We start from the raw sequence: 19,745 nt of genomic DNA, 5'->3' as shown, positions 1-19,745 counted from the left end.
TCAGGCCGCCTGCTGACTGGCTGAGCCGATCGGGACAGCGATCGTGCAGCGCATTCCTTCACGCTCGAACCTGACATCGAGTTTGCCTGCGAGTTCCTGGACGATCGTCTGCCGGAGCAGGCGTGATCCAAACCCGTAATTTGGCTCACCTTCGAGCAGGGGGCCGTCCATCTCGCGCCACTCGATGGTGAGGTGGGCCTCGTTGCCTGCCTGATCGGTCTTCCAGTCCACCTGCACCTGACCGGACGCCAGAGCCAGAGCTCCGTGCTTGACGGCGTTGGTGGCGAGTTCGTGTAATGCCATACCCAAGACCACTGCTGATTTCGGGGAGAGCTGCAGCTCCGGGCCGTGAAGCCGGATGCGCGAGGGAGCCGTTGCGTAGGGCTGGAGTTCCGTTTCCAGAATCGCCCTGAGGGAAGCTCCCTCCCAGTGGGTTTCGTTAAGAAGGTTATGCGTGCGCGAGAGCGCCAGCAGACGCTCCTGGAAACGCTGCTGCGCCACCTGAGGCGGCACTCCCGGACGCGCAGCCTGCCACGCAAGCGACTGGACCGTCGCGAGCGTGTTCTTCACCCGGTGATTCAACTCGTCGATGAGAAGCTTCTGGCGTCGGTCGGCCTCCCGGCGTTCCGTGATGTCCTCGACCACTCGCACAGCATAGAGGAACTCCCCCTCCGCATCCCGAACCGCCGTGCTGGTCACGCGCGCCCAGCCGCCGCTGCCGTTCTTGCGACGGAACTTGCTGTCGGTCGTATAGGTATCGAACTCACCCTCTACCTGCCGTCTGAACAGGTCCAGATCCTGCTCGAGGGTCGAGGAATCGGACGCGTGGCCGAAGTGCAGGCCGATCAGCTCCTCACGGGGGTGGCCGGTCAGTCTGCAGCGCGCCTCGTTGACGGAAACGAACCGCCCGTCCCTGTCCACCTCGGCAATGCCCACTGCTGCGTTGTTCTGAGTGGCCCGCAGGCGAGCCTCGCTTTGAGCCAGCGCCGTCTCCCGGCTGCGCAACTCTGCCGACGCGCCTGTCAGGGCCTTGCCGACCCGATCGATCTCCACCAATCCGGTCGATGCCGCAGTGATCGGCTCGCCACGGCCGAGACTCTGGGTCAGGCTGACCATTCCTTCTACCGGAGCGGCAATGCGCTTCCCGAAGCCGCGGGCAAGGAGGAAGGAGAGCACGAGCAAGCCCATCCCGAGCCCGAACATCGTCCAGAGGGATCGGCGCAGGGGGGCCTGGACGATCTCGGCGGGAACGCCCACGAATGTCGTCCAGTTCGACAAATCGGAACGGGCATAGGCTCCGAGAACCTCGGTTCCTTCGAGATTGTGTCCCTCCCAAATACCTCCATCTCCCTGGGCTGCCTTGAGGAACTCGTCAGGTGCAGGCGTCCCGACAAAAGTCTCATGCAGGCGAGACCGGGCCACCACGCGGTCTGCACTGTCGATGATCGTGGCAACCCATTGGCCGGGAAGCCCCTCAGCTTGCAGGACATCGGCTATCCGCCGGGGCTCGACTGCCATGGACAGCACGTGGGTGACTGTGTCGTCCTTAAGGACAGGGACCCGGACGCTGATGATCGACCGACCCGCTGTTGCGCCGGTGAAGAGATCCTGGACCACGGGACGCTTTGTTGCGATCACCTGCTGGTCGATCGGCAGGTTGGCTCCCCTCGGCAGAGGGGAGCCCCAGGGCAGGCGCGTATTGGCAACCTGCTGGCCCCTGGTATCACGGACCACAATGGCATAGTCGTTCGGCTTCTCCCGCGACCAGGATTGGAGGGTCATCTGGGCTTGGCGCTGGAATGCCTCGAAATTGCCCTCGAGCAGGGTCGAGGAGGTTGCAAGAGCCTGAGCGGCGGCTTGGATCCCGACGAGCTCGCGATCGACCGAGGCCATAATGCGTTGAGCGGTGCCGAGGGCCTCCTCCTCATAGCGGCTTCGCTCGGCAACAGCATAACGCCACAGCAGGACAGCCGCGAAGAACAGCCCAGGCAGCACGAGAATGGTGCCAAAGGCCATCAAGCATTGGCGAATGGTGTAGCTTCGCGATGAGAACATGCGAGCTAAATACCGCTTCTCTGATGCAAGTCGAGGGACTGGCCCGAAGTCATTCATCCCATGCGTATGTCAGGCGAACATTGAATCTGACCTGAGGGTGCTGTTCACTGCGACGGGAATGTCCTGCATCATGAACGCCCAGGCAACCAGGAACTATGCCACGTTTCTCAGCCAATCTCGGATTCCTCTTCTCCGATCGCCCTGAGATCGAACGGGCCGCCGCCGCTGCCTCCTGTGGCTTCAAGGCGGTCGAGATGCATTGGCCCTACCATGTGCCCGCACTCCACATGCGTGAGGTGCTGGAAGCCCACAACCTGACCATGCTCGGTTTGAACATGCCTGTCGGGAACGCCTCAGGCGATTTCGGCCTAAGTGCCATCCCGGGTCGGGAGGGCGAGTTCCAGCATGCTCTAGATCAAGCCTTGTCCTATGGCAGCACAATCCGAGCATCGGCGATTCACTGCCTTGCCGGGATCGTCTCCACCAACGATCATGCGGCTGCCGAGCGCACCTTTATCGCCAACCTGCAGATGGCGGCCGATAGGGCTGGCGGGGCGGGCATGGCGGTCCTGATCGAGCCCATGAACCATCGCGACAGGCCGGGCTACTTTCTCCACCATGTGGAGCAGGCTGCCGCTATCATCGGGCAGGCTGGACGCAGCAACATCAAGCTCATGTTCGACTGCTACCACGTGCAAATCACGCAGGGCGATCTGATCACGCGGTTGAGAACCCACCTGGACCTCATCGGTCATGTGCAGATCGCCGGCGTGCCGAGCCGCATGGAGCCGGACGAGGGCGAGGTGAACTACCGGGAGATCTTCCGAGCGCTCGACGGCATGGGATACCAGGGCTGGATCGGAGCCGAGTACCGGCCGCGGGGGCGCACCGAAGACGGTTTGGCTTGGCTTTCCGAGCTATCCGAAAAGCCGTGAGGATGCTCCTCCTCAGGCGCCCGCTGCGACGAAATCCTCTCGCATCGGGGTGAAGACATCGAGGAGAACGCCGGCTTCGATGGCCACCGCTCCATGGACGGCATTCGGCGAGACAAGGAAGCTGTCCCCCTGCCGCAGTCGCTCGGTGCGGCCATCGATGGTGATGTCGAAGACACCCTGCTCGACCAAGCTACACTGGACATGCGGATGCGAATGGGCAGCACCGATGGCGCCCGCTTCAAACGCCACGCGCACCATCATCACGCCGGTATCGTAGGTCAGCACCTTGCGGCGAATGCCCTCGCCTGCGGCCTCCCAGGCGGTGTCACGGTCGAAAGCGAAGGCCAAACCTTTGCGAGTCATAATCGTCTCCGAAATGATTTACCGGGCCAGCCATCCGCCGTCGACGGGCAGAACGATGCCATGGATGTAGTTTGCTGCAGGTGAGGCGAGGAAGACCGCAGCGCCGCCGAGATCCCCCGGATCGCCCCAGCGTCCTGCGGGGATTCGTCCGAGAATCTCAGCACTCCGCTTCGGGTCGTTGCGCAGGGCCTCGGTATTGTTGGTGACGAAATAGCCCGGCGCGATGGCATTGACGTTGATGCCCTTCGACGCCCACTCGCAGGCGAGCAGCCGTGTGAGGCCGGCAAGCCCGCTCTTGCTCGCCGTGTAGGACGGAATCCGGATCCCGCCCTGGAACGACAGGAGCGAAGCGATGTTGATGATCTTGCCGCCCCGCTCATCGGCCATCATCGTGCGCGCCACCGCCTGGGACAGGAAGAATGTCGACTTGAGATTGACGTTCATCACGTCGTCCCAGTCCTTCTCCGTGAAATCAATCGCATCAGCCCGCCGGATGATGCCGGCATTGTTGACGAGAATGTCGATCCGCCCCGTCAGCGTAACGGCCTCGGTGACAATGCGCTCGATCGGCTCGAGCGAGGACAGATCCGCCTGCACGCTGTGGAACGCGGCGCCCGCCTCGCGGCACAGGCGCTCCGTCTCGTCCATGCTCGAGCGGCCGACCGCCACGATGGAGGCTCCGGCCTGGGCCAGCGCCACTGCGATGCCCTGACCGAGGCCTGTATTGGCTCCGGTGACGAGAGCGGTCCTGCCCGCCAGATCGAAGGAGAAGGTCATCGCCATGTCCTCAGCGCAGGGTGTCCATGGGCACCATGTCCATGTCGGTGAAGTCCTGGTTGTCGCCACCCATGGCCCAGACGAAGGTGTAGTTGCTGGTGCCGACACCGGAATGGATCGACCAGCCCGGCGAGAGGATCGCCTGCTCGTTCGACACCACGAGATGCTTGGTCTCGTCCGGTTCGCCCATGAAGTGGAACACGCGGGTATCGGGCTGCATGTCGAAATAGACATAGACTTCGGAGCGGCGGTCATGGAGATGGGCCGGCATGGTGTTCCACATGCTGCCCGGCTTGAGCTGCGTCATGCCGAGAACGAGCTGGGCCGAGCGGCAGACCTCCGGATGAATCATCTGGAAGATCGTGCGGACATTCCCGTTCGCCGCATCGCCGAGATCCACACGGCGGGCGCGATCAAGACCGATCTTCACCGTCTCAAAGCGCGCATGCGCCGGGGTGCTGACGAGATAGAACTTGGCTGGGCTGGCGGCATCGAGGCTCTCGAAGCGCACGTCCTTCGTGCCCATGGCGATGTAGAGTGCATCGCGGGGGCTGAGATCGTGAACGTCTCCATCCGTATGGACGCGCCCCGCGCCACCGAGGTTCACGACGCCGAGTTCGCGCCGATCCAGGAAATTCGGAGAGCCGATCTGCTTGTGCGATTCCAGCTTGATGGCGCCAGAGGTCGGAGTGGCGCCGCCGACGATCAGGCGGTCGATGTGGCTGTAGGTCAGCTTCACTTCATCGGGGACGAAGAGCGTCTCGATCAGGAAGTGGCGGCGCAGTTCGGCCGAGCTGAAATGGCGCACGGCCTCGGGATGGCATACCTGCCGGATTTCAATGGTCATCATTGCCTCTTTCAGTAAAATGGATCAGCGGAACAGGGCTGGCAGCCAGAGCGACAGCCCAGGAATGTAGGTGACGAGGAGCAGCACCAGGACGCTTGCGCCCAGGAACGGCCAGATGGTTTTCATGGCCTCGCCGATAGAGATCTTGCCGACCGCGCATCCGACGAAGAGAACGGAACCGACCGGCGGCGTGTTGAGGCCGATACCTGCGTTGAGGATCAGGATCACGCCGAAATGCACCGGGTCGATGCCGAAGGCCTTGATCACCGGCAGAAAGATCGGCGTACAGATGATAATCATCGGGGCCATGTCCATGAAGGTACCGAGTACCAGCAGGATGACGTTGATGAGGAGCAGCACGACGATAGGATTGTCCGATAGGGTCTTCATCAGGGTGATCGTCGCCTGCGGCACCTGCAGGAAGGCCATGAGCCAGCCGAAGGCGCTGGCGGTGCCAATGACGAGGAGAACCATCGCAGTGGTGCGCACCGCACCAAGGGTCGCCTCGACAAAGTTCTCCCAGTTCATCTCGCGATAGACGAAGAGGGTGACGAGCAGGGCATACACCACCGCGATGCACGAGCTCTCCGTTGCGGTGAAGACACCGGACCGCACGCCGCCGAAGATGATGAAGATCAGCAGGATGCCCGGCACGGCTGAGACAAAGAAGTAGGCCAGCAACCGGAAGCCGGGGAAGGGATCGGAGGGATATCCCCGGCGGACGGCCACGATATAGGCCGTGATCATCAGGGCGGCGGCTAGGAGGAATCCGGGAACGACGCCGGCAGTGAAGAGATCCGCCACCGAGATCGTGCCGCCGGCTGCGATCGAGTAGATGATCATGTTGTGGGAAGGCGGAATGAGCAGCGCAATGATCGCGGCGTTCACCGTGACATTGACACTGTAATCCTTGGCATAGCCGCGCTTTTCCATCTGCGGAATCATGATGCCGCCGATGGCCGACGCGTCCGCGATGGCGGAACCGGAGATGCCGCCGAAGAGGGTCGAGGCCACGACATTGACCTGTCCGAGCCCGCCGCGCAGATGACCGACAAAGCCGGCGGCAAGACGGATCAGGCGGTCGGCGATGCCGCCCCGCATCATGAGATCGCCAGCATAGATGAAGAATGGTATCGCCATCATGGCAAAGGCGTTCATGCCGGAATTGATCTGCTGGAACACCACGACGGGCGGCAATCCCATGTAGAGAATGGTCGCAAGCGAAGCGATGCCGAGGCAGAATGCAACCGGCGTACCGATGAGAAGCAGCAGCGAGAAGACGCCGAACAGAACCCACATCTCCATGGCGTCAATCCTTCACGGCAACAAGATGAGGCTCGTCCACACGCACCAAGGGCACGTCCTCTCCCAGGGAGAGAAGGCGAACGAATTTTTCCAACGAGAAGAGGGCGATCAGAAAACCGCCGACGGCGAGGGGGACATAGTCGAAACCTTGAGGAATCGGCAGGCCGGGCATGGCCGCCGACCATGTCTCCACGGCAAGCTCGGTGCCGTACCACGACATGGCGGCACCGAAGGCGATCACCAAAACTTCGGTGATGCCCAACATCAAGCGCCGCAGCCCTTGGGGAGCATAATGGAGACCAATCTCGAAGCCGAGATGATTGCCCTCCCGCACTCCTACGGCAGAGCCGAGAAGGATGAACCAGCTCATGAGCAGGAGGGAGGCCGGCTCGGTCCAGCTCGGGGACTGGTTCAGCACATATCGTCCGAACACCTGCCATCCGACGAAGACCGTCATCAAAATGAGCCCGATCCCGGAAATCCAAAGCGCCGCACGGTTAATCGCAGCAAGAATCCGGGACAGCGCGGCAATACCATCGCGCATCGATCAAAATCTCCAGCGGGAAAAGGGGGCCGGCCGGAGCCGACCCAGTTTGGTTCGGGAGGACCGAACTCAGTTCATCGCCTGGATGCGTGAAACGAGGTCTTTCACCTTCGCGTCCTTGGCATATTTCTCGTAGACAGGCTTCATCGCGTCGATGAAGGGCTGCTTGTCCACATCGTTGATCTGGCTGCCGCTCGCCCGGATCTTCTTCTCGGCTTCCTTCTCGCGGGCTTCCCAGAGATCACGCATCTTCGCCACGGATTCCTTGGCGGTTTCGCGCACAGCCTTCTGGTCCTCGGGCGAGAGCTTGTCGAAGCTCTTCTTCGACATCACCAGCACTTCCGGCGACATGGAATGCTGGGTCAGGGAGTAATACTTCGCCACCTCGAAGTGACGGAAAGAGTCGTAGCTCGGCCAGTTGTTCTCGGCTCCGTCGACTACGCCCGTCTGAAGCGCCGAGTAGACCTCTCCCGGAGGCATCGGCGTCGCATTGGCTCCGAGCGCATTGACCATGTCGAGGAAGAGGTCGGACTGGATCACCCGAACCTTCATGCCCTTCAGATCGGCAGGCGTGTTGATGGTACGCTTGGAGTTGTAGAAGGACCGGGCGCCCGAGTCGTAGAAGGCCAGCGCCACAAGGCCGTGGGGCTCGAAGGCCTTCAGGATCTGATCGCCGATCGGCCCGTCCATGGTCTTGCGCATGTGGTCGACGGACCGGAAGATGAAGGGCAGCCCGGGCACCAGGGTCTCAGGGATCAGGTTGTTGAACGGACCCATATTGATCCGGTTCAGGTCAATGACCCCGAAACGGGTCTGCTCGATGGTGTCCTTTTCCTGACCCAGTTGAGCGGAGTGGAAGACCTGCACCTTGTACCGGCCGTTGGTTTTCTTCTCCAGCAGCGAACCGAAATACTTGACGGCCTCGACGGTTGGGTATCCATCCGGATGGATGTCAGCGGAGCGTAGCGTTGTCTGGGCACTGGCGGTGCCGCTCAACAATGCGGCGCACAGGCTGACGGCGGCCGCGGCGAATGTTCTTTTGGTCAGCATTCTCTTCCTCCTTTAGGCTTTCTCTGATGTTATATAGTTTCATATCTGTCCATTCCGGACCGATTATCGTCTTCCCCAAGAGCCTGTCGCAGCTTGGTGGAGACCCGGCAGCCGTCTTTCGCGGCTTACTTGGTCGACTATTGTATGGTAGTATACACTGATATATCTCGCAACTCGCCAAAAGAATGAGATCCGATGTGAACAGCCCCTTCTCCACCGGCCACGGCTCCGCAGCGCAGCGCATCGAAAACGAGCTGCGCCGCCTCATCATCGCTCTGGAGCTCCCGCCTGGTAGCCGGCTTTCCGAGAAGGACATTGCCGAGCGCCACGGTGTTTCCCGTCAGCCTGTCCGCGAGGCCCTGATCAGCTTGGCCAAGACTCGGCTTGTGGAAATCCAGCCCCAGCGCGGTACGACGGTGGTGAAAATTTCGGTTCGGAAGATGATGGAGTCGCGCTTCGTCCGTGAGGCCATCGAGACAGCCGTCGTACGCCGGGCCTGCTCATCGTTCGACACGCAGAGCCGGGAAAGGATCGACGACCTCTTGGAGCTTCAGGAGCAAGCGGCCCGCCGGGACGATCACGCGGCTTTCCAGCGCTATGACGAACTCTTCCATGTTGCCCTAGCGGAAGGAGCCGGCTGCCCCCTGGCCTGGGAGGCGGTTCAGGATATCAAGGCGCATATGGATCGGGTGTGTCAGCTCACCCTACCAGGCCCTGAGGCGATGCTGCCCCTGATCGATCAGCACCGCGCCATCATGGCGGCGATCGATGTCCGCGACGAGGATGCAGCAGCAGAAGCGATGCGCAGCCATCTCACGGAGATCCTGCGGGCCCTGCCGCGAGTCGAATCGGAGCACCCGGAGCTCTTCAGTGCATGACTGAGCAGATCCAGGGGCGGACGATCTCGATCTCCTCCTTGTGATTGTTCAAGCTCCAGCCAAGCCGTAAGCTCCCGCCATCCTCGCACTCCCGCTGGAGCAGAATGTGCTGTCGCGCAGACAAGTCGTACACCTGATCGGATCTCTCCCGCTCATCGGCGCCGCCTCGGGAGCAAAGGCCCAGGTGGGCGGCTTCTACTACAGCGGCCCGCCGAACGATCATTTCGACGGCCAGCGCTTCTTCAACCCTGGCGGCGAGCCCTCTCGTGGCTTTGGCGATTTCCTGCGCTGGCGGCTCACCAAGAGCGCGGTGTCATGGCCCGAGCCTTATCCGAGCCCGTTCCAGGACACGCCTCCAGCCCGTGTCGGAGGGCGCGACCTGCGCATCAGCTTCGTCGGACATGCCTCGTTCCTGATCCAGATGGGCGGCCACAACATCCTGACGGATCCCATCTGGTCCGAGCGCGCCAGCCCCGTGCCGTTCGCCGGGCCACGACGCTACAATCCGCCCGGCACCCCTTTCGATCAGCTGCCGCGGATCGATGCGGTGCTCCTCTCGCACAATCATTACGACCACATGGACTTTCCCACCCTCGTCCGCCTGTGGCAGCGCGACCGCCCGCGCATCGTGGCGCCACTCGGCAATGATGCCATTATTCGGGCGCACGATCCGGGCATCGCCGTCACAGTGATGGATTGGGGCGACCGTCTCTCGCTTGCGCCCGATCTTCAGGTGTTCGCCGAGCCGGCGCATCATTGGTCCGCCCGCGCTACGAACGACCGCAACCATGCGCTCTGGGCCTCCTTCATGCTACGCGGCGGCCGTTCCGTCTATTTCGGCGGCGACACGGGCTTTGGCGGCGGCAGGCACTTCCAGGCCATCGCGTCGCGCCATGCCGGCCCGGACGTCGCCCTGCTGCCCATCGGAGCCTATGAGCCGCGCTGGTTCATGGCACCCCACCACATGAACCCCGAGGATGCGGTTCGCGCCTTCGGCATCCTCAGAGCCAAGTCGGCCCTGGGCTATCATTGGGGAACCTTCAGGCTCACCGACGAGGGCGCCGATCTGCCGCCTCGGGATCTCGCTCGGGCGCTGCAGGCGAAGCGCATACCGGCACGAGGCTTCACGGCCATGCGGCCGGGACAGGTCTGGACGGCCTGATCTTCTCTCAAGGCGGGAACGCATCGGGCGCCTGTGCTTTCCCATGGGAGCAGTCCAGTGGATGGAGGTCCCATGTCCGACACGCCGAAGCCTTCCGAGCAGCCGCCCGACGTTCCGGGCCCCTTGCCCGAACTTCCCTCGCTGGATCCCCTTGAGCCTTTAGAAGACGACAATCCCACCGCCGAGCCGCTGCCTCCCGTGGATGTGCCCATCGTGCAGCCAGGCACCCAGTGAGATAGCTTTAGAAGGGTGGAACCATCAAGGCTCCGCCCTCCCGTGGTGAGTATCAGGACCAGTGCATCCGGGATGCGTCGACCTGGAGATCGTCGATGGCCTGGATGCTGTTTGCTGTCGGCTGGTCGAAAGCGGCCGCGGAATCCGAAGTGGTCGAGGATGGATCGCCATCGATCTGCTCCGTCCATGCGACAGTCGCGGCATGACTCATATCCGCCTCCTCGTCGGCCATCAGGAGGATGATGTCCGCCCCAGTACCGTTCTGCGCAGTCTCGAAACCCTGCCCTTGTGGTGCCACAGGTTCCACCTCGTCGACCACCACATCCACGGATTGCCGCGTCGAGGCCGCGCCCTCGCTGTCGAACAACACGACCCCGATGCTGCGGGTGCCGGCCGTCAGTCCGGATTGATCGCCGCTCTCGAGCATCAGGGATTGCAGCACGGCGGCGTAGGTCTCAGGCGAGGCATGGCCACTGAGGGTCAGCGTACCCGTCTCGCCGGCATAGGCTCCGCCGACCAGTTCGATACCGGTGTCGCCGATCATCGTGTGCCCGTTCTCGCTGTGCAGGGTGAAGCCTTCGAGATCGAGCTTGTCGCCCGGCTGCGCTCCGGAGAGCGTGACGACAGCGCCGCCAAGTTTCGCGCTGTCGATGTCCTCCACCTGCGCCGCGCCGACGGCCTCCACCTGACGGGCGCCGGCCTCCGCATACTCTGCTGCGGTCAGGGCCAGCTCGGGTGCATCGTTCACCGGATCGATTGTCACCGTGAACGGCTTGCTGCTTGTGGCAGAGTCCACTGAACTCGCCTCGGTGCTGGTGGCCTGGACCGTCAGGTTCAGCGTGCCATTCCAGTCCGCCGGAGGCGTCAGTTTCAGGCTCTGCAGATCTGCGGCCGGCACGCGCCACTCGCCTCCGTCGCCCATGGTGCCGGCGGACAGCGTGAAGCCCTCGGGAAGACCGAGAATGCCCACCACTATGGCCTCGGAGCCGTCCGTGTCGATGAGGGTCGCGGAGAGATCAAGCGGGATGGCTATATCCTCCTGACCTGTCACATTCTTTGCTTCCACGCGCGGTGCATCGGCCACGGCTTCGACCTCTACCTTCAACGTGGCCTCAGAGGTGGCGACTTTGCCGTTCGAGGTCTCTCGCGCATGAGCCTGCACGGAGAGGGTTGCAGTGCCGCTCCACTCGGGCCCTGGGAGCAGCGTCAAGTCGGTGAGTTGCGCTGGCGTGAGGGTCCAGGTGCCGTTGCCATTGTCGAGTCCGGCCGAGAGGCGGGCGCCCTGGGGCAAGTTGCCGATCATCACCGACAGCACCTCGGAGCCATCCGCATCCGTGAGGCTGGCCGAGATGTCCAGCGCCGCCGGCGTATCCTCCTGACCTGTCACGTCCTTTGCTGTTACCTGCGGGGCATCGGCCACGGCTGTGACCGTCACGGCATGCGTGCCCGTCACCTCCCGGCTCACGCTCGTGCCGTTGCCGGTGTCGATCAGCGTCGCCCTGACCGTGAGGGTAAAGTCCGCATCCGAATCCTGGGCCGGATGCAGGGCTACACGCCCCGCCTGCAGGTCGGCGGTCGACACCTGCCACACGCCCGGGCTCAGCTCCGTGCCATGGCTCAGGCGAGCCCCTGCCGGCACGCCTGACACCTGCACCAACGCCGACCAAGTCTCCGAGCCATCCCTGTCGCCAAGACCAAAGCTCGGCTGGATCACGATGGCGGTGTCCTCGGCGCCTGTGCTCGCACCCGAGATCGTGCCGGCATCCGCCACTGGATCGAACCCCACCGTGAAGCTGGCCAAAGTGCGGGCTTGTGAGCCGTTGCTGCTCTCGGTGGCGATTGCCGTCAGGGTGAGGCTGTAGCTGCCGGAGACGTGAGCCGGTGGTGTCAGGGTCAAGCCTGCCAGTTCACCTGATGTGAGCTTCCAGGTGCCGTCCGGCTGGCGTGTGCCGGCGCTCAGGCTGGCATCAGCGGGTACCCCGCTGAGCACGAAGCTCAGAGCCTCCGAGCCGTCACGGTCGATCAACGCTCCGCTTAAGCCCGCAAGGCTCACGGGAGCGTCCTCAGCCCCGCGGGCGTCCATCACGGTGACAGAGGGCGCATCTGCCGCCGCCTGCACCTGCACCCGGAAGGTGGTCTCGACCATGGCGGTCTGGCCGGTGCTGCTTTCCTGGGCGGTGGCGCGTAGGGTGAGCGCGATGGGGCCGGAGAAGTGCTCGGGTGGGGTGAGGCTGAGCTGGGCCAGGTCAGTGGCCGGTACGCTCCAGGAGCCGTCTGGCTGGCGGGTGCCGTGGGACAGCACCGCCCCTTCGGGCACGCCCAGGATCAGCACCGTGAGCGCCTCCGAGCCGTCGCGGTCCACCAGCCCCGCCGACAGGTCAAGCCGGATCCCACCGTCCTCCAAACCAACAACATCGCGCGAGCCGACCACCGGCGCATCAGCCACCGCCTCGACCTCGACCTTCAACGTCGCCTCTGTCGTATCAACCTTGCCGTTGGAGGTTTCGCGGGCATGGGCGAGCACGGAGAGATTAGCAGTGCCGCTCCAGTTCGCCGGAGGAATCAGGCTGAGGTTCATCAGCTGGCCGGGCGTCAGGGTCCAGGTTCCGTCGCCGTTGTTAAGGCCGGCCGAGAGGCGGGCACCCTCCGGCAGGTTGCCGATCACGACCGAGAGCACCTCGGAGCCATCGGCATCCACCAGAGCAGCCGAGACATTGAGCGGAACGGTCGCATCCTCCCGGCCTGACGCATCCGTGACTTTAAGAGTTGGCGCGTCCGCAATAGCCTCGATCCTGATCGAGACATTCTGAGACGTGGTACGCGTATCTCCGTTGCTCGCTTCTTTCGTCGTTGCGGTGACCGTCAGCTTCAGGTCACCGATCCAGTTGGCAGGCGGAATGACGCGCACGCTGTCGAGATGAGCAGGATCGACCGACCACGTGCCATCTCTATTGTCGGTGACGCCCGCTCCCTCGATCCGAGCACCAGTTTCCAGCTTTGAGATCATCACAGACGTGACGATCTCGCTGCCATCACCGTCGCGGAGGCCGATCTTCAGCTCGAGCGGGATCTCGACATCCTCGGCTCCGGCAGGAGGGGCCGCACTGATCGATGCGCCGTCGGCTACAGCTTCCAGCGTGATGTTCAATGTGGCAGGGCTCTCCGCCTCCGAACCCGTCTTCTCCGTCGAGATGGCGGTAATCTTCAGGGAGATCGTGCCGGCGAAGTTGGCCGGAGGGATCAGCTCCAGGCCGGCGAGTTGATCGGCCCGCAGCACCCAGGATCCCGTCTTGGGATCGCGCACGCCGGCCGAGAGCCGCGCGCCTTCAGGCACGTGGTCGATGCGGATTCCCAAGGTTTCGGAGCCGTTGTCCGTATCGAGCGTCTTGGCGCTGATCGACAGAGCGACCCTGTTGTCCTCCAAGGTCGGCGCGCTCGAAACGATCAGCTCGGGAGCCTGAGCCACTGGGGCCATAGCCGGAACGCCGCCAGGATCTCCGTCGGATCCACCGCCCGGATCTCCGCCGCCTGGAGGAGGTGTGACGGTCACCGAGACGGATTCGGTACGGATGGCCTGATCGCCTTCACGTTCGGTGACGACAACCCATACATTGAGTTCAATCGCGCTGTTGTCGCCAGCCTTCGGGCGGATGGCGAGGGAGGGGAGATCCGCTACCGGCACGAGCCAGACACCCTCACCGGCCGGAATACCGTGCGAGAGCGATGCTCCCTTGGGCACACCCCGCACCCAGATTGTCAGCGACTCGGATCCGTCCGTATCGGTGGGAAGAGCAGCGATGCTCAGCGTAATCCATCCGGTGCTGTCGCTTGTGCTGTTATGCCCGGGGCCGGTTGACGGCTCGGTTATGACAGCCGGATCATCGGCATCGCCGCGCGGGTCCACCATCATATGCCCGCTGATTTCCTTCGTGACCGTCCTGCTTCCACCCATGTCCTGGATCGTCATGCGGACAGTCAGGGTTTCGGCCACGTCGCTGTTGTGCGGCATCATCAGGGTGACACCGGCCATGTTCTCGGCAGCGATACGGTAAAAGCCATCCGGATCGGCAGTGACGATGCTGTTGTCGGCAAGCCGCAGCACCGCATCCGACGGGATCCCGCCGATGACGATGTCACCGACAACCTTCTCCGATCCGTCGCGGTCCCTCAGGCCGGGATCGAGGTTGAGCTTGATGGGCTCGTCTTCCGTGCCGTGCATTGTGCCCCAGTGTGCGGAGCTGCCGTCGAGCCCGCCCACGGCAGGAGCGTCGACTACCGCACCCACATGGACCGGGAAGGTGATGCGGGTCGAGGCCTGATCGCCACCGTCCTTCTCCTGCGTGACGGCCGTGACGGTGAGATTGATGGTGCCGGCGAAATCGGCCGGAGGGCGCAGCGTCACGATCCTGGCCTCATCGGCGGTTAGAGACCACGTGCCGGGGCCGCGATAGGTTCCGACGGACAGAAGAGCGCCGTTCGGAATGCCTGAAATGACAAAGCTGAGCGTCTCCGAGCCGTCATTATCCGGCAGGGTCGCCGTGAGGTTGAGGGGAATATCGCTGTCCTCGGAGCCGCTGGCGCTCTTGACGTCGAGGATGGGCGCATCGGCGTCGGCGCGCACCGTCACGACGAGTTCCTTCGGCACGCTCCTGGCCGTGCTGCCGTTCGGCTCCGCCGAGATGGCGAAAACTTTCAGGTGCATGTCCTCGTCGGAATGGGGCGGCGGGGTGATGGTGAGGCTGCCCACGGCACCGGCCGGCACGGTGAAGCCATTGTCGGCGTCTCTCGCGAGAACGAGGCCGCCTGCACGCACGATGGCGCCTTCCGGCACATCCTCCAACCGATAGGCGATAATGGATTCGGAGTTGTCGATGTCGGTGGTCCGGGCCGTCAGATGAAGCGGGATCGCGGTGTCTTCATCTCCATAGGCCGGGCTGACGCGCAGCTCGGGCGCATCGGCTACCGCATCCACCTGGACCTTGAAAGGAATGTTAACGGAGTTCTCCGCACCTCCGTTGGTCTCCTTGGATGTCGCCTTCATGCTGAGTGCGATCGATCCTGAGAAGTCTCGCGGTGGCGTGAAGGTCAGGCTCGCAAGATCCGAGGGCTTGACGCTCCAGCTGCCGTCCGGCTGGCGCATGCCTGGAACCAGGACTGCGCCATCAGGAATCCCGAGGATGACGATCGACAGCGTCTCCGAACCGTCGAGATCCGTCAGTTTCGCGGACAGGTCGAGTGCGATCGCCGTATCCTCGTTGCCCTTTGCATCGAGAGCCATGACTGTCGGCGCATCCGCGACCGCGTTCACTGTCACGCCGTAGGTGCCGGTGACGGTGCGGTTGACGCTCGTGCCATTGCCGCTATCCGTCTGGGTGACCGTAAAGGTCAGTGTAAAATCGTCATCGCTATTGAGCGGCGGCTTGATCGTCACCCGCTTGTTGATCAGATCGTTCGTATTGACCTGCCAGACGCCCGGCGAGATTTCCTTTGTTCCGCTGCCGCCTTTGAGCGTTGCTCCCAACGGCACTCCGGTGACTTCAGTGAATGTCGACCAGGTCTCCGAGCCGTCCTTATCGCTCAGGGCGAAGCTCGGCTTCAGCGTGATGTCCGCATCCTCCAGCCCGGAGGTGCTTCCGCTGATGGTAGCCTTGTCCAGAACGGGGTCGATTCCGACAGTGAAAGCGGCCGAGGTGGAGGCTGTTGGATGGTTGTCGGCGGCTTCCGTGGCAACGGCGGTGAGCTTCAGGGAAAGGCTGCCCGAGAAGTTCTTAGGGGGATTGAGAGTGAGGCCCGTGAGCTGGGCTGGCGTGAGCTTCCAGCTGCCATCGGCCTGCTTCGTGCCCGCGCTCAGGCTGGCCGTGATCGGCACGCCACTGAGCACGAAACTCAGGCTCTCCGATCCATCAAGGTCGCGCAACGCAGCGCCCAGGCCGGCGAGATTGACCGGCATGTCCTCATATCCATGCGCATTGGCCACTGTGACGATCGGCGCATCGGAGACGGCGGTCACGGACACCGTATACGTCCCTGTCACCTCTTGGCTCACGGTCTTGCTATTGCCGGTGTCGGTGAGCGTCGCTCGTATTGTCAGCTTGGCATCGGCATCCGAATCCTGGGCCGGATGCAAGAGCACCCTTCCGGCCTGCAGGTCGGCGGTGGCCACCTGCCACACGCCCGGTGACAGCTCGCTGCCGTGGCTGAGTCGAGCACCCGGCGGCACGCCGGACACCTCGCTGACTTCCGACCAAGTCTCCGAACCATCCTTGTCGCTCAGAATGAATGCCGGCTTCAGCGCGATCCCCGTATCCTCCAGCCCGGAGGTGCTGCCGCCGATGGTGGCATGGTCCAGGACCGGATCGATCCCGATGGTGAAACTGGTTGAGCTGCGAGCCTCCGAACCATTACTGCTCTCGGTAGAGATCGCCGTCACGGTCAGCGTGTAGCTGCCGGAGAAGTCCTCGGCTGGGATCAGCTTGAGGTCCATGAGTTCAGCGGGGCTAAGCGTCCAACTGCCATCGGCGTTATCGAGCCCGGCGGAAAGGCGCACGCCTTCGGGTATTCCGGCAACGATGACCGAGAGGAGTTCCGATCCGTCTTTGTCGACGAGGGCGGCGGAGAGGTCGAGCGGAACGCCCGTGTCCTCCTGACCCGTCACGTCCTTTGATGTCACCTGCGGTGCGTCGGCTACGGCCGCCACTGTTACTGCGTGGCTGCCCGTCACCTCCCTGCTTGCGCTCCGGCCATTGCCTGTGTCGGTGAGCGTTGCCTTGATGGTGAGCGTGAAATCCGCATCCGAGTGTTGGGCTGGATGCAGCAGCACCAACCCTGCCTGAAGGTCTGCGGTGGATACCTGCCACACGCCGGGCGACAATTCGCTCCCGTGGCTCAGCCGGGCGCCCGCAGGCACCCCTGACACTTGGCTGAACTCGGACCAAGTCTCCGAACCATCCTTATCACTCACATCGAAGATCGGCTTCAGCGTGATGGGCGTATCCTCCAATCCCGAGACGCTGCCGCTGATGCCGGCAGCGTCCACCACCGGATCGAAGCCCACCGTGAAGCTCGCTGAGCTGCGAGCCTCTGAACCGTTGCTTGTCTCCGTTGCCACAGCTGTCAGAGTCAGATTGTAGCTGCCGGAGAAGTTGGCTGGTGGTTTCAGCGTCAGGCCTGAGAGTTCGGCATGCGTAAGTTGCCAGGTCCCGTTGGACTGGCGGGTGCCGGCGCTCAAGGTGGCATCAGCGGACACGCCGCTGAGTACGAAGCCGAGGGATTCCGAGTCGTCACGGTCGATCAATGCCCCGCCCAGGCCGGCAAGGCTCACAGGCGTGTCCTCGGACCCGCGGGCATCCATCACCACGACAGAGGGGGCATCCGCCACTGCCTGCACCTGCACGCGCATTAGAGCGCGGGTCGTTGCCGCCGAGCCGTTCGAACTGCGCGATGTGGCTTCGACCGTAAGATTGATCGTGCCGGAATAATGCTCCGACGGACGAAGGGAGAGATCATCAAGATCGGAGCGCTCCAGGAGCCAGCTGCCATCGGCATGGCGCGTGCCATGCGACAGGGATGCATCCGCCGGAACACCGTGGATGCTGATCGAGAGCGCCTCCGACTTATCCGTGTCCGTCAGGGTTGCTGAGAGATCGAGCGGGATGGCGGTGTCTTCCAAACCCGAGGCGTTATCGGTGGTCAGAAGAGGCGCGTCGGAAACATCCGTGACCCTGACCTGGAACGGAAGATCCGTGGTCGCTGTGTTGCCATTCGAGCCTTCACGTGCCGTTGCACGTAGGATGAGATCGATGGAGCTGGAGAAGTCCTGCGGCGGCGTGAATGTCAGGTGCGCGAGGTCGGCAACGGGAACACTCCAGCTCCCGTCCGGCTGGCGCATGCCATGGGAGAGAGACGCACCGGAAGGCACATTGAGAATGCTGACGGAGAGCAACTCCGATCCATCGGTGTCGGTGAGGGCCGCCGAGAGATCGAGCGGGATGGCGGTGTCTTCATGACCTGTCACGTCCTTTGCTATTACCTGCGGGGCATCGGCCACGGCTGTCACCGTCACCGCATGCGTGCCCGTCACCTCCCGACTCACGCTCGTGCCGTTGCCGGTGTCGATCAGCGTCGCCCTGACGGTGAGGGTGAAGTCCGCGTCCGAGTGCTCGGCCGGATGCAGCGCCACCCGGCCCGCCTGAAGATCGGCGGTGGCCACCTGCCACACGCCAGGGCTCAGCTCGGTGCCGTGGCTCAGCCGCGCCCCTGCGGGCACGCCGGACACCTGGGCGAACTCGGACCAAGTCTCCGACGGATCGGGCGTGGCAAAGCTCGGGCGGATCACGATGGCCGTGTCCTCCTGGCCCGTGCTCGCGCCAGAGATCGTGCCGGCATCCGCCACCGGATCGATGCCCACCGTGAAGCTGGCAGAGGTGCTCGCCCGCGAGCCGTTGCTGCTCTCGGTGGCGACAGCCGTCAGGGTGAGGGTGTAGCTGCCGGAGAAGTGGGCTGGTGGATGAAGGGTAAGACCTGCCAGCTCCCCTGAGGTGAGCTTCCAGGTGCCGTCCGGCTGGCGTGTGCCGGCGCTCAAGGCCGCGTCACCCGGCACGCCGCCGAGCACGAAGCTCAAGGACTCCGAGCCGTCGCCGTCGCGCAGGGCACCGCCGAGGCCTGTGAGGCCCACGGGCGCGTCCTCGGAGCCGCGGGCGTCCATCACCACGACAGAGGGCGCATCCGCCACCGCCTGCACCTGCACCCGGAACGGGGTCTCGACCACAGCGGTGCTGCCGCCCTGGCTCTCAAGGGAGGTGGCGCGCAGGGTGAGATCGATGGAGCCGGAGAAGTGCTCGGGTGGGGTCAGGCTGAGCTGCGCCAGGTCAGCGGCCGGCACGCTCCAGGAGCCGTCGGGCTGACGGGTGCCGTGCGAGAGCACCGCGCCGGGCGGCACGCCCAGGATGCTGATGGTCAGCGCCTCCGAGCCGTCGCGGTCCACCAGCGCCGCCGACAGATCAAGCCGGATCGAAGCGTCCTCCAGACCAGCAACATCGCGCGCCTCCGTTACAAGTGGATCGGCGACGATGTCGACGGGCTCCTGCGGATCCGGCTTCGAGGTGGTGGGTGGTGTTGCGACGACAGGATCGTCAGGAGTGTTGGCGAACACCGGAGACGTTACCTGCGCCGATGATTCGTCGGCATCAGTTGCGATGTAGCTCGACGAGGATCGTGCAAGATTAGCTCTGGGTCCGATCATCGGCATCGGCGCCGCGGAGATCGAAAGCGCAAGATCGGACGGCGCCTCGTCCAGCTTGATTGCGGGATTGGCAGGCGGCGCAAGGTCCAGGGGCTTCAGCGCCTCGTCCTGTGGCGCCGGCGCCAGGTTCCAATACAGAGGGTCGATCTCATGGGGCCTGACGGCGATGCCGCCGGAAGGCCCGCCTCTCACCATGCCGAACGCCGCAACCGCCTCCGTTCCACCCACCAGATTTCCGCTGGCGCCTCCATCGCCCATCGGGAGGCTCCGCTGCACGGCCCGCAGAGCACGCAGGGCTTCCTCGTCAACCACACTGGCGTCGAACGGGATGGTGGGATCGGGTTGCTGGCTCAT

General features: G+C 63.6%; 12 protein-coding genes. 4 read left to right on the top strand and 8 right to left on the bottom strand.

Annotated elements, in window-relative coordinates; translation table 11 throughout:
• On the bottom strand, window positions 1–2,055 hold the full coding sequence (locus VB618_RS08260) for a sensor histidine kinase (RefSeq protein ID WP_329796122.1): 2,055 nt from the start codon (window positions 2,053–2,055) through the stop codon (window positions 1–3).
• 155 nt (window positions 2,056–2,210) lie between these two features.
• On the opposite strand from VB618_RS08260, the gene VB618_RS08255 reads away from it, so the two are divergent.
• Window positions 2,211–2,990 (top strand): hydroxypyruvate isomerase family protein, encoded by a 780-nt coding sequence (locus tag VB618_RS08255; protein WP_329796121.1) that lies wholly within the window; start codon window positions 2,211–2,213, stop codon window positions 2,988–2,990.
• A gap of 12 nt (window positions 2,991–3,002) precedes the next feature.
• Here the strand turns inward: VB618_RS08255 and VB618_RS08250 are convergent, their stop codons facing one another.
• From VB618_RS08250 to VB618_RS08225, 6 genes are all read right to left on the bottom strand, one after another.
• Window positions 3,003–3,353 carry a cupin domain-containing protein gene (locus VB618_RS08250; RefSeq protein ID WP_329796120.1) on the bottom strand — a complete coding sequence of 117 codons (351 nt, stop codon included), beginning with the start codon at window positions 3,351–3,353 and terminating at the stop codon, window positions 3,003–3,005.
• Window positions 3,354–3,371: 18 nt separating this feature from the next.
• The gene (gene kduD / locus VB618_RS08245) at window positions 3,372–4,130 is read right to left on the bottom strand and encodes a 2-dehydro-3-deoxy-D-gluconate 5-dehydrogenase KduD (RefSeq protein ID WP_329796119.1); all 759 of its coding nucleotides are present in this window, start codon (window positions 4,128–4,130) and stop codon (window positions 3,372–3,374) included.
• A gap of 10 nt (window positions 4,131–4,140) precedes the next feature.
• Complete coding sequence (kduI, locus tag VB618_RS08240) at window positions 4,141–4,977, bottom strand: 5-dehydro-4-deoxy-D-glucuronate isomerase (RefSeq protein WP_329796118.1); 837 nt, start codon at window positions 4,975–4,977, stop codon at window positions 4,141–4,143.
• 24 nt (window positions 4,978–5,001) lie between these two features.
• The gene (locus VB618_RS08235) at window positions 5,002–6,282 is read right to left on the bottom strand and encodes a TRAP transporter large permease (RefSeq protein ID WP_329796117.1); all 1,281 of its coding nucleotides are present in this window, start codon (window positions 6,280–6,282) and stop codon (window positions 5,002–5,004) included.
• A 4-nt stretch (window positions 6,283–6,286) separates the two neighbouring features.
• The gene (locus tag VB618_RS08230) at window positions 6,287–6,826 is read right to left on the bottom strand and encodes a TRAP transporter small permease (RefSeq protein ID WP_329796116.1); all 540 of its coding nucleotides are present in this window, start codon (window positions 6,824–6,826) and stop codon (window positions 6,287–6,289) included.
• Between the two features lie 69 nt (window positions 6,827–6,895).
• Window positions 6,896–7,876: a TRAP transporter substrate-binding protein gene (locus VB618_RS08225; RefSeq protein WP_329796115.1), complete on the bottom strand. Its 981-nt coding sequence runs from the start codon at window positions 7,874–7,876 to the stop codon at window positions 6,896–6,898.
• Window positions 7,877–8,073: 197 nt separating this feature from the next.
• On the opposite strand from VB618_RS08225, the gene VB618_RS08220 reads away from it, so the two are divergent.
• From VB618_RS08220 to VB618_RS08210, 3 genes are all read left to right on the top strand, one after another.
• Entirely contained in the window at window positions 8,074–8,754 is a 681-nt protein-coding gene (locus tag VB618_RS08220) for a GntR family transcriptional regulator (protein ID WP_442931707.1), read from the top strand.
• A gap of 106 nt (window positions 8,755–8,860) precedes the next feature.
• Window positions 8,861–9,916, top strand: coding sequence for an MBL fold metallo-hydrolase (locus VB618_RS08215; protein ID WP_329796113.1), 1,056 nt, complete (start codon window positions 8,861–8,863; stop codon window positions 9,914–9,916).
• A 72-nt stretch (window positions 9,917–9,988) separates the two neighbouring features.
• Window positions 9,989–10,150 carry a hypothetical protein gene (locus VB618_RS08210; protein WP_329796112.1) on the top strand — a complete coding sequence of 54 codons (162 nt, stop codon included), beginning with the start codon at window positions 9,989–9,991 and terminating at the stop codon, window positions 10,148–10,150.
• 52 nt (window positions 10,151–10,202) lie between these two features.
• Here the strand turns inward: VB618_RS08210 and VB618_RS08205 are convergent, their stop codons facing one another.
• Window positions 10,203–19,745, bottom strand: coding sequence for an Ig-like domain-containing protein (locus VB618_RS08205; RefSeq protein WP_329796111.1), 9,543 nt, complete (start codon window positions 19,743–19,745; stop codon window positions 10,203–10,205).

Origin of the sequence: Microvirga sp. CF3062, from assembly GCF_036314045.1 — a bacterium.
Classification (GTDB): Bacteria; Pseudomonadota; Alphaproteobacteria; order Rhizobiales; family Beijerinckiaceae; genus Microvirga.
The sequence above is the reverse complement of the archived record's forward strand: the minus strand, read 5'-3'. Positions and strand labels throughout refer to the sequence as shown.

Bases quoted from the DNA above. Each gene is read 5' to 3' on its own strand.
- VB618_RS08260 (WP_329796122.1), bottom strand. From the start codon at position 2,055: ATGTTCTCATCGCGAAGCTACACCATTCGCCAATGCTTGATGGCCTTT.
- VB618_RS08255 (WP_329796121.1), top strand. From the start codon at position 2,211: ATGCCACGTTTCTCAGCCAATCTCGGATTCCTCTTCTCCGATCGCCCT.
- VB618_RS08250 (WP_329796120.1), bottom strand. From the start codon at position 3,353: ATGACTCGCAAAGGTTTGGCCTTCGCTTTCGACCGTGACACCGCCTGG.
- kduD (WP_329796119.1), bottom strand. From the start codon at position 4,130: ATGACCTTCTCCTTCGATCTGGCGGGCAGGACCGCTCTCGTCACCGGA.
- kduI (WP_329796118.1), bottom strand. From the start codon at position 4,977: ATGACCATTGAAATCCGGCAGGTATGCCATCCCGAGGCCGTGCGCCAT.
- VB618_RS08235 (WP_329796117.1), bottom strand. From the start codon at position 6,282: ATGGAGATGTGGGTTCTGTTCGGCGTCTTCTCGCTGCTGCTTCTCATC.
- VB618_RS08230 (WP_329796116.1), bottom strand. From the start codon at position 6,826: ATGCGCGATGGTATTGCCGCGCTGTCCCGGATTCTTGCTGCGATTAAC.
- VB618_RS08225 (WP_329796115.1), bottom strand. From the start codon at position 7,876: ATGCTGACCAAAAGAACATTCGCCGCGGCCGCCGTCAGCCTGTGCGCC.
- VB618_RS08210 (WP_329796112.1), top strand. From the start codon at position 9,989: ATGTCCGACACGCCGAAGCCTTCCGAGCAGCCGCCCGACGTTCCGGGC.
- VB618_RS08205 (WP_329796111.1), bottom strand. From the start codon at position 19,745: ATGAGCCAGCAACCCGATCCCACCATCCCGTTCGACGCCAGTGTGGTT.